At 55.3% G+C, this 21,424-nt stretch carries 20 protein-coding genes and 1 tRNA gene; 16 read left to right on the plus strand and 5 right to left on the minus strand.

All coding sequences use genetic code 11. The features are described 5' to 3' along the window. Positions 1 to 78 precede the first annotated feature (78 nt). The 14 genes from KK925_RS04195 to KK925_RS04260 all read left to right on the plus strand — a co-directional run bounded on the left by KK925_RS04195 (position 79) and on the right by KK925_RS04260 (position 12,391). Positions 79 to 378 carry a hypothetical protein gene (locus tag KK925_RS04195; RefSeq protein ID WP_174581897.1) on the plus strand — a complete coding sequence of 100 codons (300 nt, stop codon included), beginning with the start codon at positions 79 to 81 and terminating at the stop codon, positions 376 to 378. An 877-nt stretch (positions 379 to 1,255) separates the two neighbouring features. Further along, the gene (locus KK925_RS04200) at positions 1,256 to 2,227 is read left to right on the plus strand and encodes an ABC transporter ATP-binding protein (protein WP_174581898.1); all 972 of its coding nucleotides are present in this window, start codon (positions 1,256 to 1,258) and stop codon (positions 2,225 to 2,227) included. Then, on the plus strand, positions 2,220 to 3,119 hold the full coding sequence (locus tag KK925_RS04205) for an ABC transporter permease (RefSeq protein WP_174581899.1): 900 nt from the start codon (positions 2,220 to 2,222) through the stop codon (positions 3,117 to 3,119). The genes KK925_RS04200 and KK925_RS04205 overlap by 8 nt, the downstream gene beginning before the upstream one ends. 9 nt (positions 3,120 to 3,128) lie before the next feature. Beyond that, positions 3,129 to 3,827, plus strand: coding sequence for an SCO family protein (locus KK925_RS04210; RefSeq protein ID WP_174581900.1), 699 nt, complete (start codon positions 3,129 to 3,131; stop codon positions 3,825 to 3,827). Continuing rightward, entirely contained in the window at positions 3,824 to 4,249 is a 426-nt protein-coding gene (locus tag KK925_RS04215; protein ID WP_236027849.1) for a DUF420 domain-containing protein, read from the plus strand. Before KK925_RS04210 ends, KK925_RS04215 begins: the two co-directional genes overlap by 4 nt. A 79-nt stretch (positions 4,250 to 4,328) precedes the next feature. Further along, on the plus strand, positions 4,329 to 5,339 hold the full coding sequence (locus KK925_RS04220) for a CapA family protein (protein WP_236027850.1): 1,011 nt from the start codon (positions 4,329 to 4,331) through the stop codon (positions 5,337 to 5,339). 67 nt (positions 5,340 to 5,406) lie between these two features. After that, a tRNA-Asp gene (locus KK925_RS04225) sits at positions 5,407 to 5,480 on the plus strand. Between the two features lie 40 nt (positions 5,481 to 5,520). Next, positions 5,521 to 6,291, plus strand: a complete 771-nt coding sequence (locus tag KK925_RS04230; protein ID WP_174581901.1) for an MBL fold metallo-hydrolase — start codon at positions 5,521 to 5,523, stop codon at positions 6,289 to 6,291. Further along, on the plus strand, positions 6,288 to 7,553 hold the full coding sequence (gene purD / locus KK925_RS04235) for a phosphoribosylamine--glycine ligase (protein ID WP_174581902.1): 1,266 nt from the start codon (positions 6,288 to 6,290) through the stop codon (positions 7,551 to 7,553). The genes KK925_RS04230 and purD overlap by 4 nt, the downstream gene beginning before the upstream one ends. 108 nt (positions 7,554 to 7,661) lie before the next feature. Further along, the gene (locus KK925_RS04240; RefSeq protein WP_174581903.1) at positions 7,662 to 8,579 is read left to right on the plus strand and encodes a DUF6662 family protein; all 918 of its coding nucleotides are present in this window, start codon (positions 7,662 to 7,664) and stop codon (positions 8,577 to 8,579) included. Positions 8,580 to 8,669: 90 nt separating this feature from the next. Continuing rightward, positions 8,670 to 9,194, plus strand: a complete 525-nt coding sequence (locus tag KK925_RS04245) for an FMN-binding protein (RefSeq protein WP_174581904.1) — start codon at positions 8,670 to 8,672, stop codon at positions 9,192 to 9,194. After that, a complete protein-coding gene (locus tag KK925_RS04250; protein WP_174581905.1) occupies positions 9,163 to 10,125 on the plus strand; it encodes an FAD:protein FMN transferase in 963 nt (320 codons plus the stop codon). The genes KK925_RS04245 and KK925_RS04250 overlap by 32 nt, the downstream gene beginning before the upstream one ends. Before the next feature lie 24 nt (positions 10,126 to 10,149). Then, complete coding sequence (locus tag KK925_RS04255; RefSeq protein ID WP_174581906.1) at positions 10,150 to 10,683, plus strand: hypothetical protein; 534 nt, start codon at positions 10,150 to 10,152, stop codon at positions 10,681 to 10,683. Positions 10,684 to 10,864: 181 nt separating this feature from the next. Further along, positions 10,865 to 12,391, plus strand: a complete 1,527-nt coding sequence (locus tag KK925_RS04260; RefSeq protein ID WP_174581907.1) for a TolC family protein — start codon at positions 10,865 to 10,867, stop codon at positions 12,389 to 12,391. Here KK925_RS04260 and KK925_RS04265 read toward each other — a convergent pair. From KK925_RS04265 to KK925_RS04275, 3 genes are read right to left on the minus strand one after another with little or no spacing between them, the layout of a single operon-like run. Further along, positions 12,359 to 12,844 (minus strand): hypothetical protein, encoded by a 486-nt coding sequence (locus tag KK925_RS04265; RefSeq protein WP_174581908.1) that lies wholly within the window; start codon positions 12,842 to 12,844, stop codon positions 12,359 to 12,361. The two genes, KK925_RS04260 and KK925_RS04265, sit on opposite strands and share 33 nt — an antisense overlap. Further along, positions 12,844 to 13,785, minus strand: coding sequence for a methionyl-tRNA formyltransferase (gene fmt / locus KK925_RS04270; RefSeq protein ID WP_174581909.1), 942 nt, complete (start codon positions 13,783 to 13,785; stop codon positions 12,844 to 12,846). Before fmt ends, KK925_RS04265 begins: the two co-directional genes overlap by 1 nt. Continuing rightward, complete coding sequence (locus KK925_RS04275) at positions 13,782 to 14,039, minus strand: cytoplasmic protein (RefSeq protein WP_174581910.1); 258 nt, start codon at positions 14,037 to 14,039, stop codon at positions 13,782 to 13,784. The genes fmt and KK925_RS04275 overlap by 4 nt, the downstream gene beginning before the upstream one ends. A gap of 80 nt (positions 14,040 to 14,119) precedes the next feature. On the opposite strand from KK925_RS04275, the gene KK925_RS04280 reads away from it, so the two are divergent. After that, positions 14,120 to 15,079 carry an L-threonylcarbamoyladenylate synthase gene (locus KK925_RS04280; RefSeq protein WP_174581911.1) on the plus strand — a complete coding sequence of 320 codons (960 nt, stop codon included), beginning with the start codon at positions 14,120 to 14,122 and terminating at the stop codon, positions 15,077 to 15,079. A gap of 96 nt (positions 15,080 to 15,175) precedes the next feature. Here KK925_RS04280 and gyrA read toward each other — a convergent pair whose 3' ends face one another. After that, positions 15,176 to 17,773 (minus strand): DNA gyrase subunit A, encoded by a 2,598-nt coding sequence (gene gyrA, locus KK925_RS04285; RefSeq protein ID WP_174581912.1) that lies wholly within the window; start codon positions 17,771 to 17,773, stop codon positions 15,176 to 15,178. Positions 17,774 to 17,781: 8 nt separating this feature from the next. Continuing rightward, complete coding sequence (gene gyrB, locus KK925_RS04290; RefSeq protein WP_174582010.1) at positions 17,782 to 20,286, minus strand: DNA topoisomerase (ATP-hydrolyzing) subunit B; 2,505 nt, start codon at positions 20,284 to 20,286, stop codon at positions 17,782 to 17,784. A gap of 352 nt (positions 20,287 to 20,638) precedes the next feature. On the opposite strand from gyrB, the gene KK925_RS04295 reads away from it, so the two are divergent. Further along, complete coding sequence (locus KK925_RS04295; RefSeq protein WP_174581913.1) at positions 20,639 to 21,379, plus strand: response regulator transcription factor; 741 nt, start codon at positions 20,639 to 20,641, stop codon at positions 21,377 to 21,379. The last annotated feature ends 45 nt before the right edge of the window (positions 21,380 to 21,424 follow it).

Below are 21,424 nucleotides of genomic sequence, written 5' to 3' on the forward strand. Positions count from 1 at the left end.
CCTAGATAGCGAGCGATTCTTTTGCGCCTCAAGGAACCGCTGGATGCCTTTGGGTTTGAAGATGCATCTAGAAAGTGGATGAAAGCGTACTTGGAACCCCCGTACACGGGCGATCCCCGGATCGCAAGCGCGCTCTCCAACTGGCCGCTCGAAAAGGTCGACAAACCTCCTGACAGTGGTATCGCGCGACCCAAGACCGGGATGCGTCCAGGGTTTTGCCGACACCAAGGTAGGCGCGGGGAAACGGTGCTGCCGGAAGCTTGTGCGAATGGTCCGCCCCAGCGTCGGACGAAAGTCGTGCTAGACGAACTAGGGCGTGTCCACCAAGAAGAAAGCGTGGTGCATCTGGGGAGGGCGGTGGTCGGCGGCCCACACTAGGAGTACGGCGTGCTATGGGTTGGGAAGCACATTTCATAGGAGAGCCAAATGAGGTACTGAGGCCGTTAGGGCCAGAAAGAACCCGCCCCAGATCGGGCGCTTCGAGGATCGCCTTTAGGTAGGTGGCACGACGGCGCGGGCAAGGTCTTGCGGAGATCCGGAGAAAATGCGGCACAACCTTCGACACACAGTGCCCAGGGGGATATCGACACACGGAATTTTTTTAAGGACTAGAAGCCATCGTTGCCCGGGCTCGCGAAGACGCCCGATTTAGGACAAAAAAAACGCCACCTAAAACGGTGGGACATGGCTCTGGAAAAAGATTAAGGTAGGTACCCGGCTCGGATCACCTAAGAGGCCATATCGCCGCCCGGACCCGGCGGGCTTGGTCGTTCAAAAGTCTAGGCATCCCAAGATGCCAGGCAGCGCCGGAAAGCGGGTAGACAATCGAGAAGCTAACCGGCAGGAAATCCAATGGGCAGTTTGAGAGCACCAGACGCACGCCGATGCATAGGGAAGTGTAAAGGTTCGGGAGAGGAGGAAAAAGGGAAGTTTACCCATGAAAAGCGCCGGGAGGGTTTTTTAGAAAAAAGCTTGGCCCCGGGCGGACGCATCTCGATGGGGGTAACCCCCCTCAAAGGCCACGGGAGGATTGACCGATCAACCTTTCAGGAAGAGGGAAAAACTGGGCAGGGAGAGCCCAAGAAAGGTCGCTCCCTTTTGGGTCGGCTTTTTGTGCCCGGGCGGCCGCCGGCTCTTCTATTGGGAGCCGCGTCAAAGCTGGCCTACTCCAGAAAAGTGCCTCGAGATCTATCGCAACCGACCAGTTGACTTCTCTCGAAGTCTGATCGAGTATGAGCCTGGGGAGCGATAGAGGGTGACACCAGAACCGCCAGCGATTGAGGTTAGCGGGCTTTCCTATCGTTACGGGGACCGGGTAGCGCTGCGAGAACTGGATTTTTCCATCCTTCCGGGTGAGATTGTGGGGATTCTTGGGCCCAATGGCAGCGGGAAAACGACCCTTTTTCGGATTCTAGCAACCCTTTACCCACCCCAAGAAGGGAGGGTGTGCGTGTGTGGCCACCCGTATCCGGAAAGGGTTGCGGTGGTGCGAGAAAAACTAGGGGTTGTCTTCCAGGCCCCCAGCCTCGACAAGAAACTGACCGTTTATGAAAACCTTCTCCACCAGGGTCACTTGTATGGCTTGTGCGGCAAGGAGCTAGCCTTGCGCATCGGGTACCTCTTGGAAGTGTTTCGGATCCACGATCGGGCCCGGGATTTAGTAGAAAACCTCTCCGGGGGACTCCAGCGTCGAGTGGAACTGGCCAAAGGAATCCTTCACGCACCTGAGCTTCTTCTCATGGACGAGCCAACAACGGGCCTTGATCCACTGGCCCGGCGAGAGTTCTGGAGCTTTCTTCAAGAGCTCCAGGCCGAAGAAGATCTTACCATTATCGTGACTACCCACCTTATGGATGAAGCCGACCGGTGTGATCGCCTCCTTGTCCTAGACCAAGGACAACTCGTTGCCATGGACACCCCGGCACACCTGCGAAGTTTGGTTTCCGGAACGATTCTTCTTATCCGTAGCCCGGCTCCCAACGAACTTGCTTCTCGTTTGAAGGAGACACTTGGCCGAGAGGTTTTGTGTGAAGATGGGACGCTTCGCTTGGAAACCGAGGCAGAAAGCTCCCAAGAGGAAGTGACCCAGCTCGTGGGGGAGCTTCTTTCCCGCTTCCGGGATAAGATCGAGTCGTTAACCGTGGCCCAACCCACCCTGGAAGATGCCTTCATCCGGTTGACAGGACATCGTTTTGAGCGCAATGAGCAAAGGGAAAACCATGGCTAGAACGGTAGAATCCAAACAGGCAGAATGGGTTCCTCCTGTCACCACCCGGCCGGGGGGATCGAAGGTTGCAAAGAGAGAAGCGCAGGTTTCTGTAAAGAATCTTCGCTTCCGTTGGTCGAGATGGGTCCTAGCCGTTTGGACTCTGTGGCGAAGGGAAGTCGTCCGGTTCTTGCGCCAAAAGAATCGGATTGTGGGAGCTCTCGGCACCCCTGTGGTTTTCTGGCTTTTGATTGGGTCCGGTGTCGGGCGGTCCTTTCAAGCTCCGGTCCCAGGGGGCCGGTCCGATTATCTCTGGTACTTTTTTCCGGGTATCCTTCTTCTGATCATTCTTTTCACGGCCATTTTTTCAACTATTTCCGTCATTGAAGACCGAAAGGAAGGATTTTTGCAGGGAGTTCTTGTTTCCCCAACTCCCCGCAGCGCAGTGGTCACATCTAAGCTTTTAGGAGGTAGTAGCTTGGGCCTTCTCCAGTGCTGGGTGGTTTACGCGCTAGCTCTGGTCGCGGGGTTACCCTTTTCCTTTTACGCCTTTTTCGGTCTTAGCGCCGCGCTATGGATCCTGGGGCTTGGACTTACTGCTCTTGGTTTTCTTATGGCCTGGCCGCTCGATTCCGTTCAAGGGTATCACGCGCTCATGAACCTTTTTCTTATGCCTCTTTGGCTTCTTTCCGGTGCTCTCTTTCCACCACAAGGTTCTGCTCGTTGGATCGGATGGATCATTGAAGCGAATCCCTTGTACTATGGACTTGAACTGGTTCGATCCTTCCTTTGGAACGCTCCTCTTGATCCGCTCCGGGGGAGTCTCTTTTGGGCTGTGCTCCTTGGTTTTACTGCCGTCCTCTCAATGGGTTGTACCATCATGATGGACAAGATTTGCGTTCGGCATCCTTAGTCACCCTTTATGAAAGTCGCTTCCAAAACGGACACGAAATTCCTCATCCGGTTGGTCCTGGTGCTTTTTTTTGCTCTCGTGCTCATCGGGATGGGGATTAATTCCCTGTACTTTTACTTCGCCATGCGGGTCAAGCGGCAGTTTGAGACGGAACCCCTGCCGCGATACCGAGAGGTTCCGGCCTTTAGCTTGGTGGATCTCTCCCACCAACCGGTCACACGGGACAGTTTGCGAGGGAAAATTTGGGTTGCGGAATTTTTTTACGCCACTTGCCCCGGCCCGTGTGGAATTCAAAGCCAACGGATGCAGGAGCTCCAAACGATCCTGCAGCAAGCTAAGATTCATGATGTCCGTCTGGTCTCATTCTCCCTAGATCCCCAGCATGACACACCCGAAGTGCTGGCCGAATACGCAAGGCGCTATAAAGCCGATCCTAGCCTGTGGTTTTTTCTCACAGGGGATCCCGAACAGATCCGCACCCTACTTCTTGGAGGTTTCCGGCTTGCCTATGCCGAAAATCCCCCTGAGGCCCGGCCTCTGCGGGGAAAATACACCCACGCTACGCAACTTGTCCTCGTGGATGGTCAAGGGGTCATTCGGGGGTATTATGACGGCCTTAAACCAGACACCCCTACCCGGGTGATTCAGGACATTTTTACCTTGCTCAACGCGGAGATACTGGCAACGGAAAAGGGTGGAAGGTCGTGATTCCGCTGTCAGAATTTCCTCGGATCAACGCAACATTAAACGCGCTTACGGCCATTCTCCTAGGAGCAGGCTACGTTGCCATTAAAAATCGAAGGGTCCTTCTTCACCGCAACTTGATGCTGTCCGCGCTTACAACCTCATCCCTGTTCCTTGCGTGCTACCTCTTCTATCACTTCTATCATGGGGCCACTCGATTCCCCCGGCACGATTGGTCGAGGCCTCTGTATTTTACCATTCTTTGGACCCATACGGTCCTTGCCATCGTAAATCTTCCAGCCATTGGATGGGTGCTTTTCTTTGCTGCCAAAGGTCGATTTGCGGCCCATCGGAAGGTGGCCCGGTGGCTCTTTCCCAGCTGGATGTACGTCTCCATTACCGGTGTACTCGTATACTTTATGCTCTACCATTGGTTTCGAGTCTGACTGGGTTACAACTTCCTCGGGGGAGAGGACTTTTGTTTGGGCAGGTACTCTGGCAAGATCAGTAGAGAAAAATGTCCGGATGCGGTCGGGAGATCCTATGCCCATTCTGGCTTTGGCGGGAGACGTCATGCTGGGCAGGCTTGTGAACCGGTGGCTGCAGCATGTCCCAGCGAGCTATCCCTGGGGAGATACTTTGCCCTTGTGGAAAGCTGCAGCTTGGCGTAGCTGCAATCTAGAGTGTGTCCTCTCCGACCAGGGAGAGCCTTGGCCTTCGAAGGCCTTTTGTTTCCGATCCGATCCACGAAATGTCGACGTTCTCAAAACGTGTGGTATCTCTGCGGTCTCCCTGGCCAATAACCACGTGCTCGACTACGGGCCGGAGGCCTTGCTCCAAATGGTGGACATTTTGGATCGGGCGGGCATCGGCCATAGTGGAGCAGGTGCTAACTCTTGCAAGGCCAAGGAACCGAGCCTGAGCCGAGCAGGCGGTTTACCGGTCGCACTGGTATCGGTAACGGACAACGAGCCCGAGTGGGCGGCCAGCCCAGACCGGCCGGGGATCCGGTATGTCCCCATGGAATGTGCGGATCCTCGAGCCCAAGAGCTCTTTGAGCAAGTGGCAGACCTCCACCAAAAAGGGTACTTTGTCGTGACCAGCGTTCATTGGGGACCCAACTGGGGCTACCAGCCTCTGCCCGAACACGGGCGCTTCGGTCGGGCCTTGATTGAGGCTGGAGCCGACCTGGTGGCGGGACATTCCCCTCATGTCCCTCGAGGCATTGAAATCTACCAAGGGAAACCGATCGTCTATTCCCTTGGGGATTTTATCGATGACTATGCCGTGGATCCCTACGAGCGGAACGACGAGTCGTTCCTCTTGTGGGTCGAACTTGACCAAAATCATGCGACAAGGCTTGTACTGCATCCCATTGTGATTGAAGATTTTCAAGCTCGAAGAGCTCCAGGAGAGCGTGCGCTAGCCATCTTGGATCTTCTCGTCGAGTTAAGCAGGCCCTTCGGAACGCGGCTTCGCGTTGTTGAAGACGATGGTACTTGCGGAGTAGTGCCCCTCGAGGCAAAAATCTTGTGAGGGACGACCGATTCTGTATAGGGTGAGTCTACAACGCCATAGAAGCAGCAGGTTCTCGCCCGGTTTTGGAGCCATAGCTCAATTGGTCAGAGCGCTGCCCTGTCACGGCAGAGGTTGCGGGTTCGAGACCCGTTGGCTCCGCTTTTCTTGAGGTTGGCCAAGATTGGCCTCGATTGTGGTTATGAACCCATATGGGCACGCCTGCAGGAGCTTTTGTCACCCAAGGAAAATCTGGCTTTCGATCGTCGCAGCCAGCGTGTCTTTCTGGACAGTTTCCTGCTATGCGGCGGTGGTGGTTCGCTGGTACGGTCACAATTTTGTCTATCTCATCTCCGCAAGTGGTCTTCGGGTAGCTTTTGATCCTTTCGGCCAAGAGGTAGTTCATTATCCATTTCCTGCGAAACTTCAGGCCGACGTTGTCCTTATTTCCAACGAGTCGGATAGCTGTTCGGCAGCCGAGAAGCTCTATGGGTCACCACAGGTGTTTCGCAGTGTTACAGCCATCGGTATCAACAACGCTCGGGGCCTTCTTTTCCGAGGGGTTGAAACGTATCGGGACGATCATCGAGGCGCGTTTTTAGGGCGCAACGTGTGTTTTGTCCTTGACTTGGATGGAATTCGATTCATCCACCTCGGAGACTTAGGTCACCCTTTAGAACCTTCCCAAAAGGAGGCGCTAGGAAGAGCGGATGTCCTTTTTTTACCGGTCGGTAACCCCAGACTTTCCATGGAAACTTTGGATCAAATTGTGGACGACCTCCAGCCCAGGATCGTGGTGCCTATCGGGTATAAAACCGAAGCGTCCGGCTCACTGAATCTCCGGGATTTGGAGAGCTACTTGGACAAGCGAGCGAACGTTAAACGGATCGGTGGTTCGGAGTTTAGCCTCACTCCCGACTCGCTTCCTTCCAAGACGACGATTTACGTCCTGTCCCGTCCTTCTCTTCCATGAAAGTACTCCTCGTTGGCTCCGGAGCTCGGGAACATGCCCTTGCCTGGCATCTACGACGAAGCGGCTGTGTCCAAAGCCTTTACACCGCACCGGGAAATGCGGGAACCGAAAGACTGGGCACGAACCTTCCCATCCCATCCAGCGACCTTGAAGGGCTGGTGCAATGGGCAAAGGCCCACCGGCCTGACTGGGTAGTCGTTGGGCCAGAAGCTCCCTTGTGTTTAGGGCTTGCCGACCGGATGACAGAAGAGGTTGGGGTGCCGGTACTGGGTCCCTCAAAGAAAGCTGCCCTCTTGGAAGGAAGCAAAGCGGCAACCAAGGAACTTCTGCTCCAAGAGGGAATTCCGACCGCGCGGGGTGGTTTTGCGGAGAGCTTGCCGGAAGCGATGCGACTGTCTCGAAAGATCGGCTGGCCGCAGGTAATCAAAGCCGATGGGTTGGCTGCAGGCAAAGGGGTTTTTGTTGTCGAAAACCAGGAGCAGGCGGAACAGGTTCTAGAGTCTCTTTTGGTAGAACGAAAACTGGGGGAAGCTGGACAGCGGGTCGTGATTGAAGAGTTTCTCGTGGGGGAAGAGCTTTCGGCTTTTGTCTTTCTTTACGAGCACCAGATGGTCTTTTTGGGAACGGCTCGAGACTACAAGCGGGTCGGGGAAGGTAACCGAGGGCCCAATACGGGAGGTATGGGGGCGTATAGCCCGGTTGGTTGGGCTACTGGAGAGGTGATTGAGATTCTTCGGGAAAAAATCTTTGACCCCGTGCACCGCGCTTTACGTAAACAAGGAATCTCGTACAAGGGGATTCTTTACGGTGGGCTCCTGTGGAATGAGAAAGGCCCACATGTCTTAGAGTTTAACGTACGGCTCGGCGATCCAGAGGCTCAAGTACTCGTACCGCTTTTACCGCTTTCCCTGCTGGATCTCTGGCGACAGGCCCAGGACTATGAGCTTTCTTCGTGGAGCACGTTACCTTCGAGCAACCGGGTCGCCGTGGGGGTGGTCGTTGCTGCTCGGGGGTATCCGGAGGCTCCTATCCTCGGGGAACCGATTGAGGGTCTTTGTCCCGATGTCGAGGTAGGAGAAGGAAAACTCCTTTTTCTGGGCGGAGTCCGGAGAGAGGCGGACAGAGGTTTTCTCACATGCGCAGGGAGGGTGGTCACGGCGGTAGGGGTCGCTCAAGATCAAGCGCGGGCTCGGGCGCAGGCGTATGAGCTTGCGGCGCAGGTCCGATTTCCTTCCGCTTTTTTCCGCCGGGATATTGGGTAGAGGGCCCCACGGTCCCGGTTCAAGGTTTTCGGGATTAACGGGTAGGAGCCGGAAAATATGCGAGATTTTTCTTGCACATGAGTCTCAGTCTCATTTAGCGTGCCCACCATGAAACTCACCCAACGATGCTCTTCTCTCTTTTTGACGGCCGTTCTTTTCGTCGGGACAACCGTGGCAACCTATCCCCACGAAACACCCTTTGTCTTTACCTACCTAACCGAGCTCCAACCCAAAGGAAGCTGGGAATTCGAACAATGGGTTCTTCCCTTCGTAGGCCAACAAAGCGGCGATTACGCCAACATCTTCTTTCGAGACGAAATCGAGTACGGCATAAGCGACCAGTTCCAGCTCGCCCTCTACGTTAATAGCCGCTACGTAGAAGCCTTTCGTAATCTTCCCAACGGGTTCACGGGAGGCCCGGACGTTCCTGCTACCGCTAGCCCGCTGGGCCGCTTCCGGAATTTTGACTTCGATAGCGTAAGCCTCGAAATGATCTACCAGCTCTTAAATCCCTACAAAGACCCCATAGGTCTGGCTTTGTATTTCGAGCCCCTTTTCGGAACAGATAAAGCCGAAGCCGAACCCAAGCTTCTTCTCCAGAAAAACTTCTTCAATGACCGGCTCGTCGTCGCATACAACTTCGTCTGGGAGTGGGAATGGGAGAAAGAACTCGAAGGGCCCCCGGGCATTGGGCCTTTTGAGGAGCACATGGCCAAAGAGATGGCGATGATCCATTTTGTCGGCGTGTCGTATCAATTAGGAAACGGCTGGTGGTTAGGGGTTGAAGGGGAAGAACACAGCGAATTTGAAGGATTCACTCTCAAGGGCATCGAGCATGCCGCCTTTTTCCTTGGACCTGCGGTCCACTATGGTGCCGAACGCTGGTGGGCGTCCCTCTCGGTTTTGCCCCAGGTCTTTGCGGTTCCTTTGAACGAGGAACAACGGGAAGTAATGAGTGGAGGCCGGATTTTTGGGAACGAACATGTGGCCGTCCAAGTAGGACTGCGTGTGGGGATTAGCTGGTAACCCAACCGTTGTCCCTGGGCCTAAAGAAGCGCCCTTGAACAAAAAGGGAAAGCTTTCCGCTAGGCACAGAGAGTTACTGTCACTAGGACCATGAAATCGTGGATCACTCCCACAGTCACCATCGTTACTTCTGTCATTCCCACGGTAGCCCACTCCACGATCTACCTTTCCGTCGAGGAAGCCCAGAGAATCCTCTTTCCCCACGCTCAATTCCAACCCCTATCCCTTCATCTGACAGAGGAACAAAAGAAAGCCATTGAGGAGTTTAGCGGGGCTCCCTTCTCTCCAGGTACGGTCCAGGTCTGGAAGGCTATCCCGGGTGGCTACTTCTTTGTCGATCGTGTGCTCGGCAAGCACCAGTACTTCACGTATGCTTTGGCTCTGGGACCGAAGGGAGAAATTTTGGGGCTAGAAATTTTAACCTATAGCGAGAGCCACGGAGGCGAAGTTCGCAGACCCGCTTGGAAAACCCAGTTCCTTGGAAAACGTTTTGCCACACCACCCCAGTGGCAGTTCAACATCACCAATATCACCGGGGCTACTCTCTCCTGCAAACACCTAACCAGCGGAGTTCGAAGACTCCTTGCCATCTACCACTATGCTCTTGCCCACTGAAATCTTGCGGCGCTGTCGTCCCGGCTTTGAAACCCTGGTGGAAATCACAGTAACCGGTTCCTCGCGGGACACCCTCGCCTCGGCCTTGACGGACGCCTTCCGACGAATCCAGCACGTCTACCGGTCAGTTAATTTTTTTGATCCCCAAAGCGAGCTTTCCCTCCTCCACCGCACAGCCTGGCACAAGCCTGTGCCGGTAAGCCGGCTCTGTTACGCAATTATAGGCCGTGCCCTGCAGCTGGCTCGAACCTTTCCCGGATCTTTTGATCCCACGGTGGCTACCAAGGTGACCCCAAGGTCCAGGCTTTTGGCTCTCGGTTTGGAGCGGCCACCAGATCCCGCTGCTAGCTGGAAAGACATCCTGCTTCTCCCTCGAAGAAGAATCGTTTTCCTGCGGCCTTTGCTTTTGGATCTCGGGGGTATTGCCAAAGGTTACGCAGTCGACGCAGCGATCCGCTGCCTGCGCCTTCGCGTCTCCGGAGCCTTGGTAAACGCCGGCGGGGACCTCCGTTGCTTTGGTTCCTGTTGCTGGCCCGTCTTAGTGAGAGATCCTCGCCGCCCGATACGGCTGGGCTTGGTCCTCCAAGTGTCAAACACCGCTCTTGCAACCTCGGCGTATCCCGCGCGTTGTCGTTATCCGGATCATCACTTATCCAGGGGTCTCTGGCACCCTGAGACCGAAAAAGCTTACCGTGGAAACGAAAGCGTCACGGTATTGGCTCCCCGATGCTGGATCGCTGATGGATTGACAAAAGTTTTCCTTCTGGGAAATGCACAAGCACGCGCGCTGGCTTGCCAGTGGCAGGCAAAGGCTCTCTGGATCCAGTCGGGCTCCTTTGGACAACTGCACTGGCGATGGGAAACTGCTCCCCCTCCCTCCCCACGGCAAAAAGAGCATGCTGCCCCTCTGTGGAGAAGATTTTTTCACTAAAAACCTTGGTTAGCTCCCTCTCCCATGCGCCCACAGCCCTTAGCTCCTCTGCGTGACCGTAAGAAAAACCGCCAACCCGCCACTCCCGGGCAGGTTGCCCGTCCTTTTGCGCTCCCCCTTGGGTACAAACTCATTCTTTTCCTTACCTTGGCCCTTCTATGGATGTCCGGAATGCTCTGGGTTCTTTTCCAAGACCCCAGGGTCTTTGGCGCCGTGGGCAGACCAGAATCAGTCGACGCGGCGCGAAGCATGCTTCTAGCCCTTCACGGTTTAGGAGCTTTCCTTTTTCTGGCGCTTTTGGGGAGTCTCTTTCCACTTCATATCGCCAAGGCCTGGCGGGCCAAAGAAAACCTTCCCTCCGGAGTCATTCTTTTGGGAAGCGTCCTTCTTCTTGTGTTGACGGGTTACGCCTTGTACTACGCGGGATCAGAAACCGGGCGAAGGCTTGCAAGCCGTTCCCATATATGGCTAGGGGGGGTTATGCCCCTTCTTTTAGCCTGGCACGCATGGGGCTACCGGCGACGGAAAAAGCCAAATCCGCAAGCTCCCGAGTCCTAGAGAAAAAGAGATTCCCTGGGCTCACGGGCTAACCGGTTTTGGGCCGGGCAATAGCATCCCTCTCCACAAGTTTCCCAGACGCTTTGAGAGTACCGGTTTGGGTTCTTGACCCACCTGGCCGTCCAGAAGTAAGAAAGGAGCTAAGCCGACCGGTGCGTTTTCCCCTCCTGACCATAGCTCCATGAAATCCCGAGGAACTCTCCGAAATTCCCTTTGCAGCGTGGGGATCGGAACCACGCTCCTTGTGTTTTCCCTAACCTCGTGGGGTGAAGTGTCCCCCCCCTCCCAAGAGCCACTGGAACACAGTCTTACCCGACCACCCCAGGGATCCCAAGACGCCCCCGTTCCTCCGGTTCCTTCCGCAGCGTCTCCTGAACGTGTTCCCCCGGCCCGGCCGGCTCCCAAGAATCTTCCTGAGGTCGAGGAAATTTTGGCCCAGATGGGACCGATTCTGGGAAAACCCAAGGAACCTCACGCGCTGGATCTGGAGCGGTGCTTCGAACTCGCCGCGATTCGAAGTGATCAGCTGAAAATTGATGCGCAAACAGTCGCAGCCCAGCAAGCGATCGTTGCCCAGACTATTGCTACCCTCTTTCCTTCGGTCCAATTTGTGAACCAGCAGAACTTCCGGGACTTTGCTGGATTCGGTTCCTTTATTGGGGGAACGTTCGTAGGTGGCGGCCGACGATACACTTCCTTTAATGCTTTAACTGGATCACAACTTCTCTTTAACGGTTTGGCAACCCAAAATCAAATTGCGGCCGCTCGAGCACAGGCTGCGGCCTCCCAGTTTTCCCTCAAACGGGATTACCAGCTTCTTTACGGCAACGTGGCCGCCGCTTTTTATAATGCCCTTTCCTTTGAAGGAGGTCTTTTCATTTTGGAGGACGAAGCCAAGGCACTCGAAGCGCTCATTGGAGAGCTCGAATATCGCGTCTCCATTGGGCGCTCCCGGCCGGCCGATCTTCTGCTTTCCAAAACGAATCTAGCAAACGTGCGCGCGCAACAGGAACAAACCCGCGGAGCCCTCTCGCAGCAGCTTCAAGCACTTGCCTTTTATACGGGGATCCCAAAAGAAAAGCTTCGGCTCAAAGAAACCCACCCCTTTCCCTCCCCAGACGTCCTCGAACGATACCTAGCCCAGGTCGGCGCCCGGCCCGACATTTTAGCCAGTGTGGAAAACTTGCGGGCGGCCGAACGCACCCTTTCGGCTACGAAAGGTTCCCTTTGGCCCACCGTAACCGCCCAGGGCAATTTCTTTCTGACCCAAGACCCCCCCTCTCCCGGCCAATGGTTTGTTTCCCTCTCCGCTTCCCTTCCCATCTTTGATGGGGGTCTTATTTCCGCGAGGATCCAGCAGCAACGCGCAGTGGTCCAGCAGGCGCAACTCCAAATTGAACAACTCCGCCGGACCGCCGACCAACAGGTTCGCACGGCCTTCGATCTACTCAATTCGCAGATCGCCCAGGTCCTTCGTTTCCAAGAAATGGCAAGAGTAGCTGGGCTTAGCTACGGAGCCCAGCTGGAGGATTACCGGCGAGGGGTGGTGGATCTCCTGACCGTGCTCACGGCGCTCCAACAGTTTCACGCCGCGCGTTTGCAGCTCCACCAGGCCGAAATGTCGGCTCGCTTTCAACTCATCAACCTTTTTGTCACCGCCGGCTTGACTCCGGATTCAACCCCGCGCTTCCTTTCGCTTCCGCGCTAAGGATCGATTCTCCGAACTGGGCCGATACCAGAGCACAACCCCGTGCGGTGCCATGCGTGCCTCTTCCAAATGGTAGCAGACCCGCAAGGCCCTGGCGGGGCCGGGGGGTACAAAAGGCACCGACCAGCTCTTGGTATCCCTGGGCCCAACAAGAGCCATCCAGTAAACCCCGATTCGTTCTACCAGCCCTTTTTGCCAAAGCTTTGTCGCAAGCCCGGGGCCAGCGGCTACCCACAATGGACGACCGTTAGATTCTTTGTGCAAAACCTCATCCTGCCAGCCACGGATCACCCAATGCCCTTTGCGACCTTCCGGCCAGAGATCCGTCCAGATTTTTTCCCGAAAAACCCGCTTTCCCCAAAAAAGCTCGCCCAGTAGCTCCTCAGGCTGCCACCAGGAGGTTAGGAGTTTGCCATCCAAACTCAAAGCACCCAGTAGCCTAACACCCCTCATCATCCCAGAATCATGCCGGGAGCAATGGGAAAACCGTGGGCAAAATCTTTTGCAGCCATCCGTTTCTTTCCTTCCAGCTGGACTTCCCGCAAAAGAAGCCCCCCCTTTTCACCGGCCGCTACCAAAATCCCATGTTCATCCACACGGCAGACCTCTCCGGGCTTTCCTCTGGCTCGCAGGGAAATGATGACCCGAAAGATCTTGAGCATCTTCTTTCCTTCCCGATCGGGAACAAAGGTGTAGGCACCCGGCCAGGGGATCATCGCACGAATCTGGGCCTCTGTTTCCTCCTTCGGCCGGCTCCAGTCAATGCGACCATCCTCTTTGGTTAATCGAGGGGCATAGGTTGCAAGTTTGGGATCCTGAGGAATACGAGGCGCTTTGCCCTCCTCTAAGAGTTCCAGCGCTTTGAGCAAGACCCTAGGCGCCATTCGGGACAACCGTTCCCCTAAGGTCTGTGCGGTATCCGTAGATCGAACCATTGCCTTTTCAGCCAAAAGAATGTCCCCAGTATCAATGCCTTCATCCATCCAAATCACAGTGACCCCCGTTTCACGGTCACGATGCAAAATGGCAGCTTGAACCGGGGAAGCCCCCCGGTGTCGAGGAAGTAAGGATCCATGCACGTTCAAAGCCGCTACCTTGGGCACCTCAAGCACATCCTTGCTTACAATCTGACCGTACGAACACACCAGCAGGACATCCGGTTGGAGATAGCGAAGCTGCGCGACAGAATGCTCCGCATTAATCCGCTCCGGCTGGTAGATCCGAAGATGAAACTTGAGTGCCGCTTCTTTGACAGGGGAAGGGGTCAACTCTTGCCCACGACCAGCCGGCCGGTCTGGTTGCGTCACCACTGCCAGAATCGAGTGACGGCTTTGTGCCAAAGCCTCCAGGGTTGGAACCGCAAATGCACCAGTCCCCACAAAAACGATCTTCATAGGCTCACGTACAGCCGGGGGCCCTCGTCACCCGCCCCCGGGCCGACTTCCCTTTTTCCAATACCTTCTCCACACTCAGAGCAAAGGTATTCGTAAATCTCACGATCCGGAAGCACCAGAAGGAGTCGCTCCCGAACAGGACGAGCACCCTGGCATCGGGGGCAGTAAAGGAAGGAAGCACGCAACGTGTCAAACTGCCCAGGATTTGCCTGTCTGCGTTGAGAAATCCCTTGCGCAGCAATACCGACTCGCATGGTTAATCCTGTACTCCCTCAATAAACGCGGAGTGGGAGACAGTCCGCAAGAGCTTTCAAAGAAAGAAGCCAAAAAGTCGATGCTTCGCGAACGTTGCACAATCCACCAGGCCGTTGGGCTACTTGTCCGGGGAGAGCCCGTCATTTTGCCTACCGAAACGGTCTACGGGCTTACCTGTGATGCCACCTCCCCCCAGGCTGTCGAGCGCCTTTTCGCTTTGAAAGGACGCGACAGCCGCTTTCCTTTCGCGCTTCTGGTTGCCAATCTTGCCGAGGCCGAAAGATTAACATCCCATTTCCCTTCCAAAGCCAAAACACTGGCCAAGCGATTCTGGCCGGGACCCCTTACTCTTGTTTTACCACGTGGGCCCGCTTTCCCGGCCACGGTCGTTCACCCAGGCGAACCCTTGGGGGGACTGCGAGTTCCGGACCACCCCATCGCACAAGCCGTTCTGCGGCGATTCGGAAGGCCTTTGGCCGCACCCAGTGCCAACCGCTCAGGCGACATCAGCCCAACAACATGGGAAGAGGCACGAAAACCCTTCGAGGGGCTGGTGACATGCGCGCTGGACGGGGGAGAATGCCGCTTGGGATTTGATTCTACCGTAGTGTCGTTTGAAGGAGAAAAAGCCAGCGTCCTGCGGTTGGGGGCTTTACCTTTGGAAGAGCTAGAAAAGGTCATTGGTAAAGTGGACCTCCCGTACGAGTCCCAGCGAAAAGGCCCCCGGACCCGAGCCTTTCCCAAACCGCTTTGGATTGTGCAGGATCTTGAAGAACTTTCCGGCAAAAACCTTGCCCGGGCAGGCCTTCTAGCTTGGGGAGTGGTCCCTGCAAGCTACCGAAGGAACCTTGCCGTCACGTGCAATCTTTCTGCCCGAGGAGACCCCTCGGAAGCCATGCCCAAGTTTTACCGCGCTCTGCGAATCCTTTTGGAAAACCCTCATGTGCATTGCATCTTTGCCCTGCTCTGGCCTGAATCGGGATTGGGTCGCTCGCTCAATGCCAAACTCCAAGAGCTCGGGCAAACTCCCAACGCCTAGCCAAGACTGGAGACACTGGAAGGCTTTTCTCCCACCGCTATTCCTTGCTTGGCCCCTGCCGTTGGCAAAACCAAGCATCTGCCTTCCCCAAGAGCTTCAGGCAGGCAGCTCCGGTTCCCTATCGTCTTCGGGATACACGCGAGCCAGTGCAACCAGCCGGTCACCCTCCGCAAGCCGAATCAGCCGGACCCCCTGCGTGTTGCGCCCGACTACCGGGATTTCCTGGACCCGGATGCGAACCAGGAGCCCGTTTTGCGTGATGAGCATGATCTCATCCTCCTCGCAAACCGAAAGCGCTCCGACGACTTCTCCCGTGTTCTCCGTCCGGCGCATCGTAATGATTCCCTTCCCACCTCTTGCCTGGCACCGGTATTCATCAAAACGGGTCCGCTTGCCTAGGCCGTTCTCCCCCGCAACCAGAAGGGTTGCTCCGGAGCTGGCCACTACCACACTCACAACTTCATCCCCCTCTTCCAACTCAATACCTCGCACTCCGCGTGCCTGCCGGCCCATGGGACGGACCTCTTTTTCGGAAAACCGGATGCTCATCCCCTGCCGGGTCACCAGCACCACTTCATCCGACCCCTGGGTGAGCTTCACATCAATGAGCCGATCTCCCGGCTCAATCCCTAAAGCCATAATCCCACCCCTCCGGATATTCCGAAACTCCTCCAAAGCCGTCTTTTTGACTAACCCCGACGCCGTAGAGAAAAAGAGATACCCCCCACTCCGCCAGCTGGCATCCTCTCCCCCATCATCCCGCCGGAAGGGGATTCTCACCATCGCCGCCACTTTTTCTTGGGGCTGCAGCTCCAAAAGATTGGCAATACTCCTTCCGCGGGTCGCACGCCCCATATCCGGAACCTCGTACACCCGAACAGCATGCGCTCGGCCTTCAGTCGTAAAGAATACAAGGTAATCATGCGTAGCAGCCGTAAATAGGTGCTCTACAAAGTCCCTTGAATCCGTTCCTTCCATTCCCTGCGGTACCATACCCGTGACCCCTCTCCCTCCCCTTCGCTGTGACCGGTAATTCGTCAGACTCGTTCTTTTAATCAACCCCTCATGGCTCATGGTGATAATCACACATTCATTGGTAATATAATCCTCTAGGGAAACTTCTTCTTCTTCCTCCATAATCTCACTGCGTCGCGCATCCCCGTGCTTTTCTCGGATCGCTTGCAGCTCTTCTTTCACAACTTGCATGATTTTCTGCTCACTCCCCAAAAGCTCCGAAAGCTCGCGAATCTTCTCTCTCCACTGGTTATACTCCTCCCCAATACTCCTGCGCTCCAGCCCAGTCAATTGGTAAAGCCGTAGATCCAAAATGGCATCAACTTGAGCATCGCTTAAACGATACCGGCCGTTGTGCAGTCGAGCAGGATTGCGAATCACAATCCCAAAATGTTCCACCTGTTCTTTGGTAAATTCGTAACCCCGGAGCCGGATTTTTGCCTCCGCCCGGTTCTCAGAATTACGAATCACTTCCAAAAAATCGTCCAAGTTGGCAAGTGCAATGAGATAGGCTTCCAGAATTTCCGCTCGCTCTTCAGCTTTTTTCAGGTCGAACCGTGTCCTGCGCACCACCACTTCGCGGCGGTGCCGAAGATAACATTCTATAAGCTCTTTCAGGTTAAGCGTTCTCGGCCTACCGCCGTCAATGGCGAGCATGTTAACCGCAAACACACTCTCGAGTGCGCTTAACCGGTAAAGGTTATTGACGACCACACGGGGATCTGCCTCCTTCTTTAGCTCTAAAACGATCCTCGTATTTTCATCCGACTCATCACGCACGTCGGTCACATCCGTAAGAACCTTATTGGTAATGAGTTCCCCAATCCGAGACACCAGCATCGCCCGGTTGACATTGAAGGGGATATCATCCACGATCACAAGCGGTCGTCCCGTCTTGGATTCCTCAATATGGAGCCTGCCTCGAATCCGGATCGATCCTTTACCCGTTGCGAAATATTCCCGGATCCCCGAAGTCCCAACAATGACACCACCGGTGGGAAAATCCGGACCCGGTATATACGACAAAAGCTCCTCAATCGAAAGATCCGGCCGTTCGATCAACGCGCACACCGCATCAATGGCCTCCTTGAGATTATGGGGAGGGATATTGGTGGCCATTCCCACAGCGATACCGGTACTGCCGTTGACCAGAAGATTGGGAAAAGCAGCAGGAAAAACGACGGGCTCTTTTCGCGTCTCGTCGTAGTTAGGAACAAAATCGACAGTGTCCTTCTCCATATCCTGCATCAGAAGCGCTCCCAGCGGAGAAAGCCGGGCTTCCGTGTATCGCATCGCCGCGGGAGGATCTCCCTCTATGGATCCAAAGTTGCCCTGCCCGTCCACCAGGGGCTCCCTCATGGCCCAAGCTTGCGCCATATGAACGAGAGTGGGATAAATCGCTTGATCCCCATGAGGGTGATAATTCCCCATGGTTTCACCGACGATTTTGGCACACTTAAGATGCTTCCGGTTAGGCGCAAGCCCGAGCTCATGCATGGAATAAAGGATCCGGCGCTGGGAGGGCTTAAGCCCATCCCGGACATCGGGAAGCGCGCGGGAAATAATCACGGACATCGAGTAGTCGAGGAAACAGTTCTTCATTTCCTCGGCTACGTTGACCCGTTCGATGCGCCCTCCTTGAAGGGGAGCATCGGGTGAGGACGGAGAAGATTCAGGCATAACAGAAACTAAATATCCAGGTTGCGAACGCGTAGAGCGTTATCCTCGATGAAATGCTTGCGGGGTTCTACGTCCTCCCCCATGAGGTTGCGGAAGACCTCTTCGGCTTCGATGGCATCACTAACCTCAACCCGGAGAAGTTTTCTTTGGCGGGGATCCATCGTGGTTTCATACAGTTGCTTCGGGTTCATTTCTCCCAGCCCCTTAAACCTTTTGATCTCAACTCCCCTCCGCCCCACCTCTTTCACAGCCGATAGAATCTCCGATACGCTATAAAGAGGGCGCCGTTTTTGAACCTCTCCTTCGCCTTCCACAAGCTCAAAAAGCGGTTCGTCGCTCCTGCAATACCCGCGGACCTCAAGCCCTTTTCTTGCTAGTTTATCGAGAATCTCACCGATCGTTTTGCTTTCGTGGAGCTCGACATAGATTGCCCTTCGTGCGCCTGCCTCTCTCCTTGTCTCGCCATCGGACGACCGGCCGTCGATATCAAAAAGCTGCAGATCCGGATTTTCCTCGGCAAACCGTGCAAGCTCTTGGTCCGTGTGAAAATACAAGACCTCTTCTTTCCCACCCTCTCGAATCCGAACCAGGTGACGAGGTAACTCCCCACCGTGGACGTGTCGCAGGCTCAAATAGGAGTGAAAATCTCCGCCGTGACCTTCAATGGCTCTCCGGAATTTTTCTAGCGATTCCAGCAAGCCGAGCATTTCCCGAAGCGATTGACCCGTAAAGACCCGTCCGGAGGATTTATCCAGAATGTGGACCTCCGCGGCGCCAAGCTCGATTAAGATTCGATTGAGCTCGCTTTCATCCGAAACGTATTGCTCCTTTTTTTTCCTTGTCACAAGGTAAAGAGGAGGCTGGGCAATGTAGATATATCCCCTCCGAACAAGCTCGGGCATCTGGCGGTAGAAAAACGTTAGAAGGAGCGTCCGGATGTGGGATCCATCCACGTCCGCATCGGTCATAAGAATAATCTTATGGTAACGCAACCGCTCCAGCTGAAAGCCACCCTCCCCATCACCCGATCCGATCCCGGTGCCCACTGCCGTAATAATCGTTTGAATCTCCTCGTTCTGTAACACCTTGTCCAACCGGGCTTTCTCCACGTTGAGAAGCTTGCCCCGGATCGGAAGAATGGCTTGGAATTGCCGGTTCCTCCCCTGCTTTGCTGAGCCCCCTGCCGAATCCCCTTCCACGATGAAAAGCTCAGAATCTTCGGGACTGCGGCTCGTGCAATCGGCCAGCTTGCCCGGCAGACCCCCTCCCGTCAGAGCGCTCTTGCGAACCGCTTCTTTGGCCTTGCGCGCCGCCTCCCGAGCGCGGGCCGCCATGAGAGCTTTCTCGACCACTTTTCGTGCCACTGAGGGATTGGCATCGAAATAATTCATGAGCCCCTCATAAACGAGAGAAGCCACGATCCCTTCAACCTCGGGCGAGACCAATTTTACCTTTGTTTGCGACTCAAAACTGGGATTGGGATGCCGGAGCGAAAGAACACAAACCAGACCCTCGCGCACATCTTCGCCGGTTAAAACCGGGTCTTTGTCCTTCAAAAGGTTATTGCTTTTCGCATACTGGTGAACCGAACGGGTCAATGCAGTCCGAAATCCTGAAAGATGCGTTCCCCCATCTGGATTGGGAATGCCATTGGTGTAACAAAGGATTTGATCGGAAAAACTCCCGGTATACTGAAGCACACAATCCAGATAGATTTCGTCCTTTTGCCGGGAAATGACAATCGGCTTGGGATGCAATGGCTGCATCTGGCGAGTAAACCAGCGGACAAATTCCTCGACCCCTTCGCGAAAGTAGAACCGTTCCACACGGGGTGACTGCCCCTCGGAAACGCGCTCGTCCTTTAAGACAATTTCCAGCCCGGGATGAAGAAAGGCCAGTTCCCGGAGACGGTTAGCCAGGATATCGAACTGGAACTGGGTGGTGGTAAAAATCTCAGGATCCGGTTTGAACGTGATGAGCGTCCCGCTCGAGCGGGACCGACCAATGACCTCCAGCTTCTTGGTGGTCTTTCCTCGAGAAAACTCCATCCGGTACACCTTTCCATCCCGGCTGACCTCGACCTCAAACCATTCCGAAAGGGCATTGACACATTTGGCCCCGACCCCGTGCAGCCCTCCGGAATACTTGTAGGCGCCTTGGCCGAATTTGCCTCCAGCATGGAGATTGGTAAGAACCAGTTCCACCGCCGGGATGCCAAACTTCGGATGCGGTTCGACCGGAATCCCGCGACCATCGTCCCGCACCGAGACCGATCCATCCAGATGGAGCGTGACTTCAATGTGGTGACAGAAGCCCGCCAGATGCTCATCGATGGAATTATCCACCACCTCAAAGACACAGTGGTGGAGCCCCCGCTCGTCGGTATGACCAATGTACATACCCGGCCGCCGGCGAACCGCTTCCAACCCCTCGAGTTTATCGATCTTGGAAGCGTCGTACGCCTCCGCCACAAAGGAAGGATTTGGCTGCAACGGTTCGCCTACCGGCTGCATGTCAGTCTTGGGGGACATCACGTGACAGAACTTCGGAAGAATCCCCTTTTTTTAAGGAAAATAGCTTAAAAAGTCGGCTCGAGCAAGCCAGCATCTCATGCCACAGAAGCGATAAGTCCTTCCGCACAAAGACGCTACACCCAACCCCGTGGCCGCACCATCACTTTTTTGAACGATTCAGCACTCCGAAACGTCTAACTTTTTGAACAGAGACAGTGGAGCGGATGTTCGCACCCCGCCAATAAGTATCCTCTCCTCCTCCTACCGCGAACATCCGCTCCTTTTTTGTCGCACCCCTTTTCACTTGTCAACGTGCCGGTTGACCCGCTACTTAGACCAGGGGATAGAGTCCATGATCAAGCGCAAAATCCTCGTAGTGGAGGATGAGCCAGACGTTCTTGCGCTGATTCGGATGACTCTGGAAGCACAATCCTTTCGCGTGGCAGAAGCGCGCTCCGGAAGCGCTGCCTTGGAGCAGATCCGGCGGCACCCCCCCGATCTTGTCGTTTTGGATCTGATGCTTCCCGAAATGTCGGGCTTGGAAGTCTGCCGGTCAGTACGGGCGGATCCCCTGCGTAACCGACTCCCCATCCTCGTCCTTACGGCCAAGGGGGAAGAAGTCGACCGGGTCGTCGGGTTTGAAGTGGGTGCCGACGACTACGTAACCAAACCATTTAGTCCTCGCGAGCTGGTGTTGCGGGTGCGTTCTCTTTTGCGACGCGCCTATCCTACCGAAGAGTTCCCCCAGCTGGTCGAGTGCGGTCCCTTGCGGATCCAGCCCGAGGAACACCGGGCCTGGATCGAAGGCAGACCCCTGGATTTAACCGCGACGGAGTTTCGCTTGTTGCTCACGCTGGTTTTGCGACGCAACCGTGTCCAGCGCCGGCAAACTCTGCTCAACGAGGTCTGGGGCTACGATAGCTTAATCGATACCCGGACCGTCGATACCCATATTCGAAGGTTGCGAGAAAAGCTAGGATCTGTGGGGTGGTGGATCCAGACGGTCCGCGGGGTCGGGTACCGTTTTGTCGAACCCCAAGGAGAAAAGCCGGAAGGGGGGAACGTGGAACAGGGACAATCTTCGGGAAAATAAGCTAGCTGTGTTACTAGGGGAGGCAATCCCGGCACGTCCCGACGC

This window comes from Candidatus Methylacidithermus pantelleriae (assembly GCF_905250085.1).
Lineage (GTDB): Bacteria > Verrucomicrobiota > Verrucomicrobiia > Methylacidiphilales > Methylacidiphilaceae > Methylacidithermus > Methylacidithermus pantelleriae.

What these genes read in the sequence shown, in the direction of transcription:
- fmt (WP_174581909.1), bottom strand. Translation starts at nt 13,785, where the DNA reads ATGAAGATCGTTTTTGTGGGGACTGGTGCATTTGCGGTTCCAACCCTG.
- KK925_RS04255 (WP_174581906.1), top strand. Translation starts at nt 10,150, where the DNA reads ATGCGCCCACAGCCCTTAGCTCCTCTGCGTGACCGTAAGAAAAACCGC.
- KK925_RS04245 (WP_174581904.1), top strand. Translation starts at nt 8,670, where the DNA reads ATGAAATCGTGGATCACTCCCACAGTCACCATCGTTACTTCTGTCATT.
- KK925_RS04265 (WP_174581908.1), bottom strand. Translation starts at nt 12,844, where the DNA reads ATGAGGGGTGTTAGGCTACTGGGTGCTTTGAGTTTGGATGGCAAACTC.
- KK925_RS04275 (WP_174581910.1), bottom strand. Translation starts at nt 14,039, where the DNA reads ATGCGAGTCGGTATTGCTGCGCAAGGGATTTCTCAACGCAGACAGGCA.
- KK925_RS04220 (WP_236027850.1), top strand. Translation starts at nt 4,329, where the DNA reads ATGCGGTCGGGAGATCCTATGCCCATTCTGGCTTTGGCGGGAGACGTC.
- KK925_RS04280 (WP_174581911.1), top strand. Translation starts at nt 14,120, where the DNA reads ATGCTTCGCGAACGTTGCACAATCCACCAGGCCGTTGGGCTACTTGTC.
- purD (WP_174581902.1), top strand. Translation starts at nt 6,288, where the DNA reads ATGAAAGTACTCCTCGTTGGCTCCGGAGCTCGGGAACATGCCCTTGCC.
- KK925_RS04230 (WP_174581901.1), top strand. Translation starts at nt 5,521, where the DNA reads ATGAACCCATATGGGCACGCCTGCAGGAGCTTTTGTCACCCAAGGAAA.
- KK925_RS04295 (WP_174581913.1), top strand. Translation starts at nt 20,639, where the DNA reads ATGATCAAGCGCAAAATCCTCGTAGTGGAGGATGAGCCAGACGTTCTT.
- gyrB (WP_174582010.1), bottom strand. Translation starts at nt 20,286, where the DNA reads ATGCAGCCGGTAGGCGAACCGTTGCAGCCAAATCCTTCCTTTGTGGCG.
- KK925_RS04240 (WP_174581903.1), top strand. Translation starts at nt 7,662, where the DNA reads ATGAAACTCACCCAACGATGCTCTTCTCTCTTTTTGACGGCCGTTCTT.
- KK925_RS04205 (WP_174581899.1), top strand. Translation starts at nt 2,220, where the DNA reads ATGGCTAGAACGGTAGAATCCAAACAGGCAGAATGGGTTCCTCCTGTC.
- KK925_RS04260 (WP_174581907.1), top strand. Translation starts at nt 10,865, where the DNA reads ATGAAATCCCGAGGAACTCTCCGAAATTCCCTTTGCAGCGTGGGGATC.
- KK925_RS04195 (WP_174581897.1), top strand. Translation starts at nt 79, where the DNA reads ATGAAAGCGTACTTGGAACCCCCGTACACGGGCGATCCCCGGATCGCA.
- gyrA (WP_174581912.1), bottom strand. Translation starts at nt 17,773, where the DNA reads ATGCCTGAATCTTCTCCGTCCTCACCCGATGCTCCCCTTCAAGGAGGG.
- KK925_RS04210 (WP_174581900.1), top strand. Translation starts at nt 3,129, where the DNA reads ATGAAAGTCGCTTCCAAAACGGACACGAAATTCCTCATCCGGTTGGTC.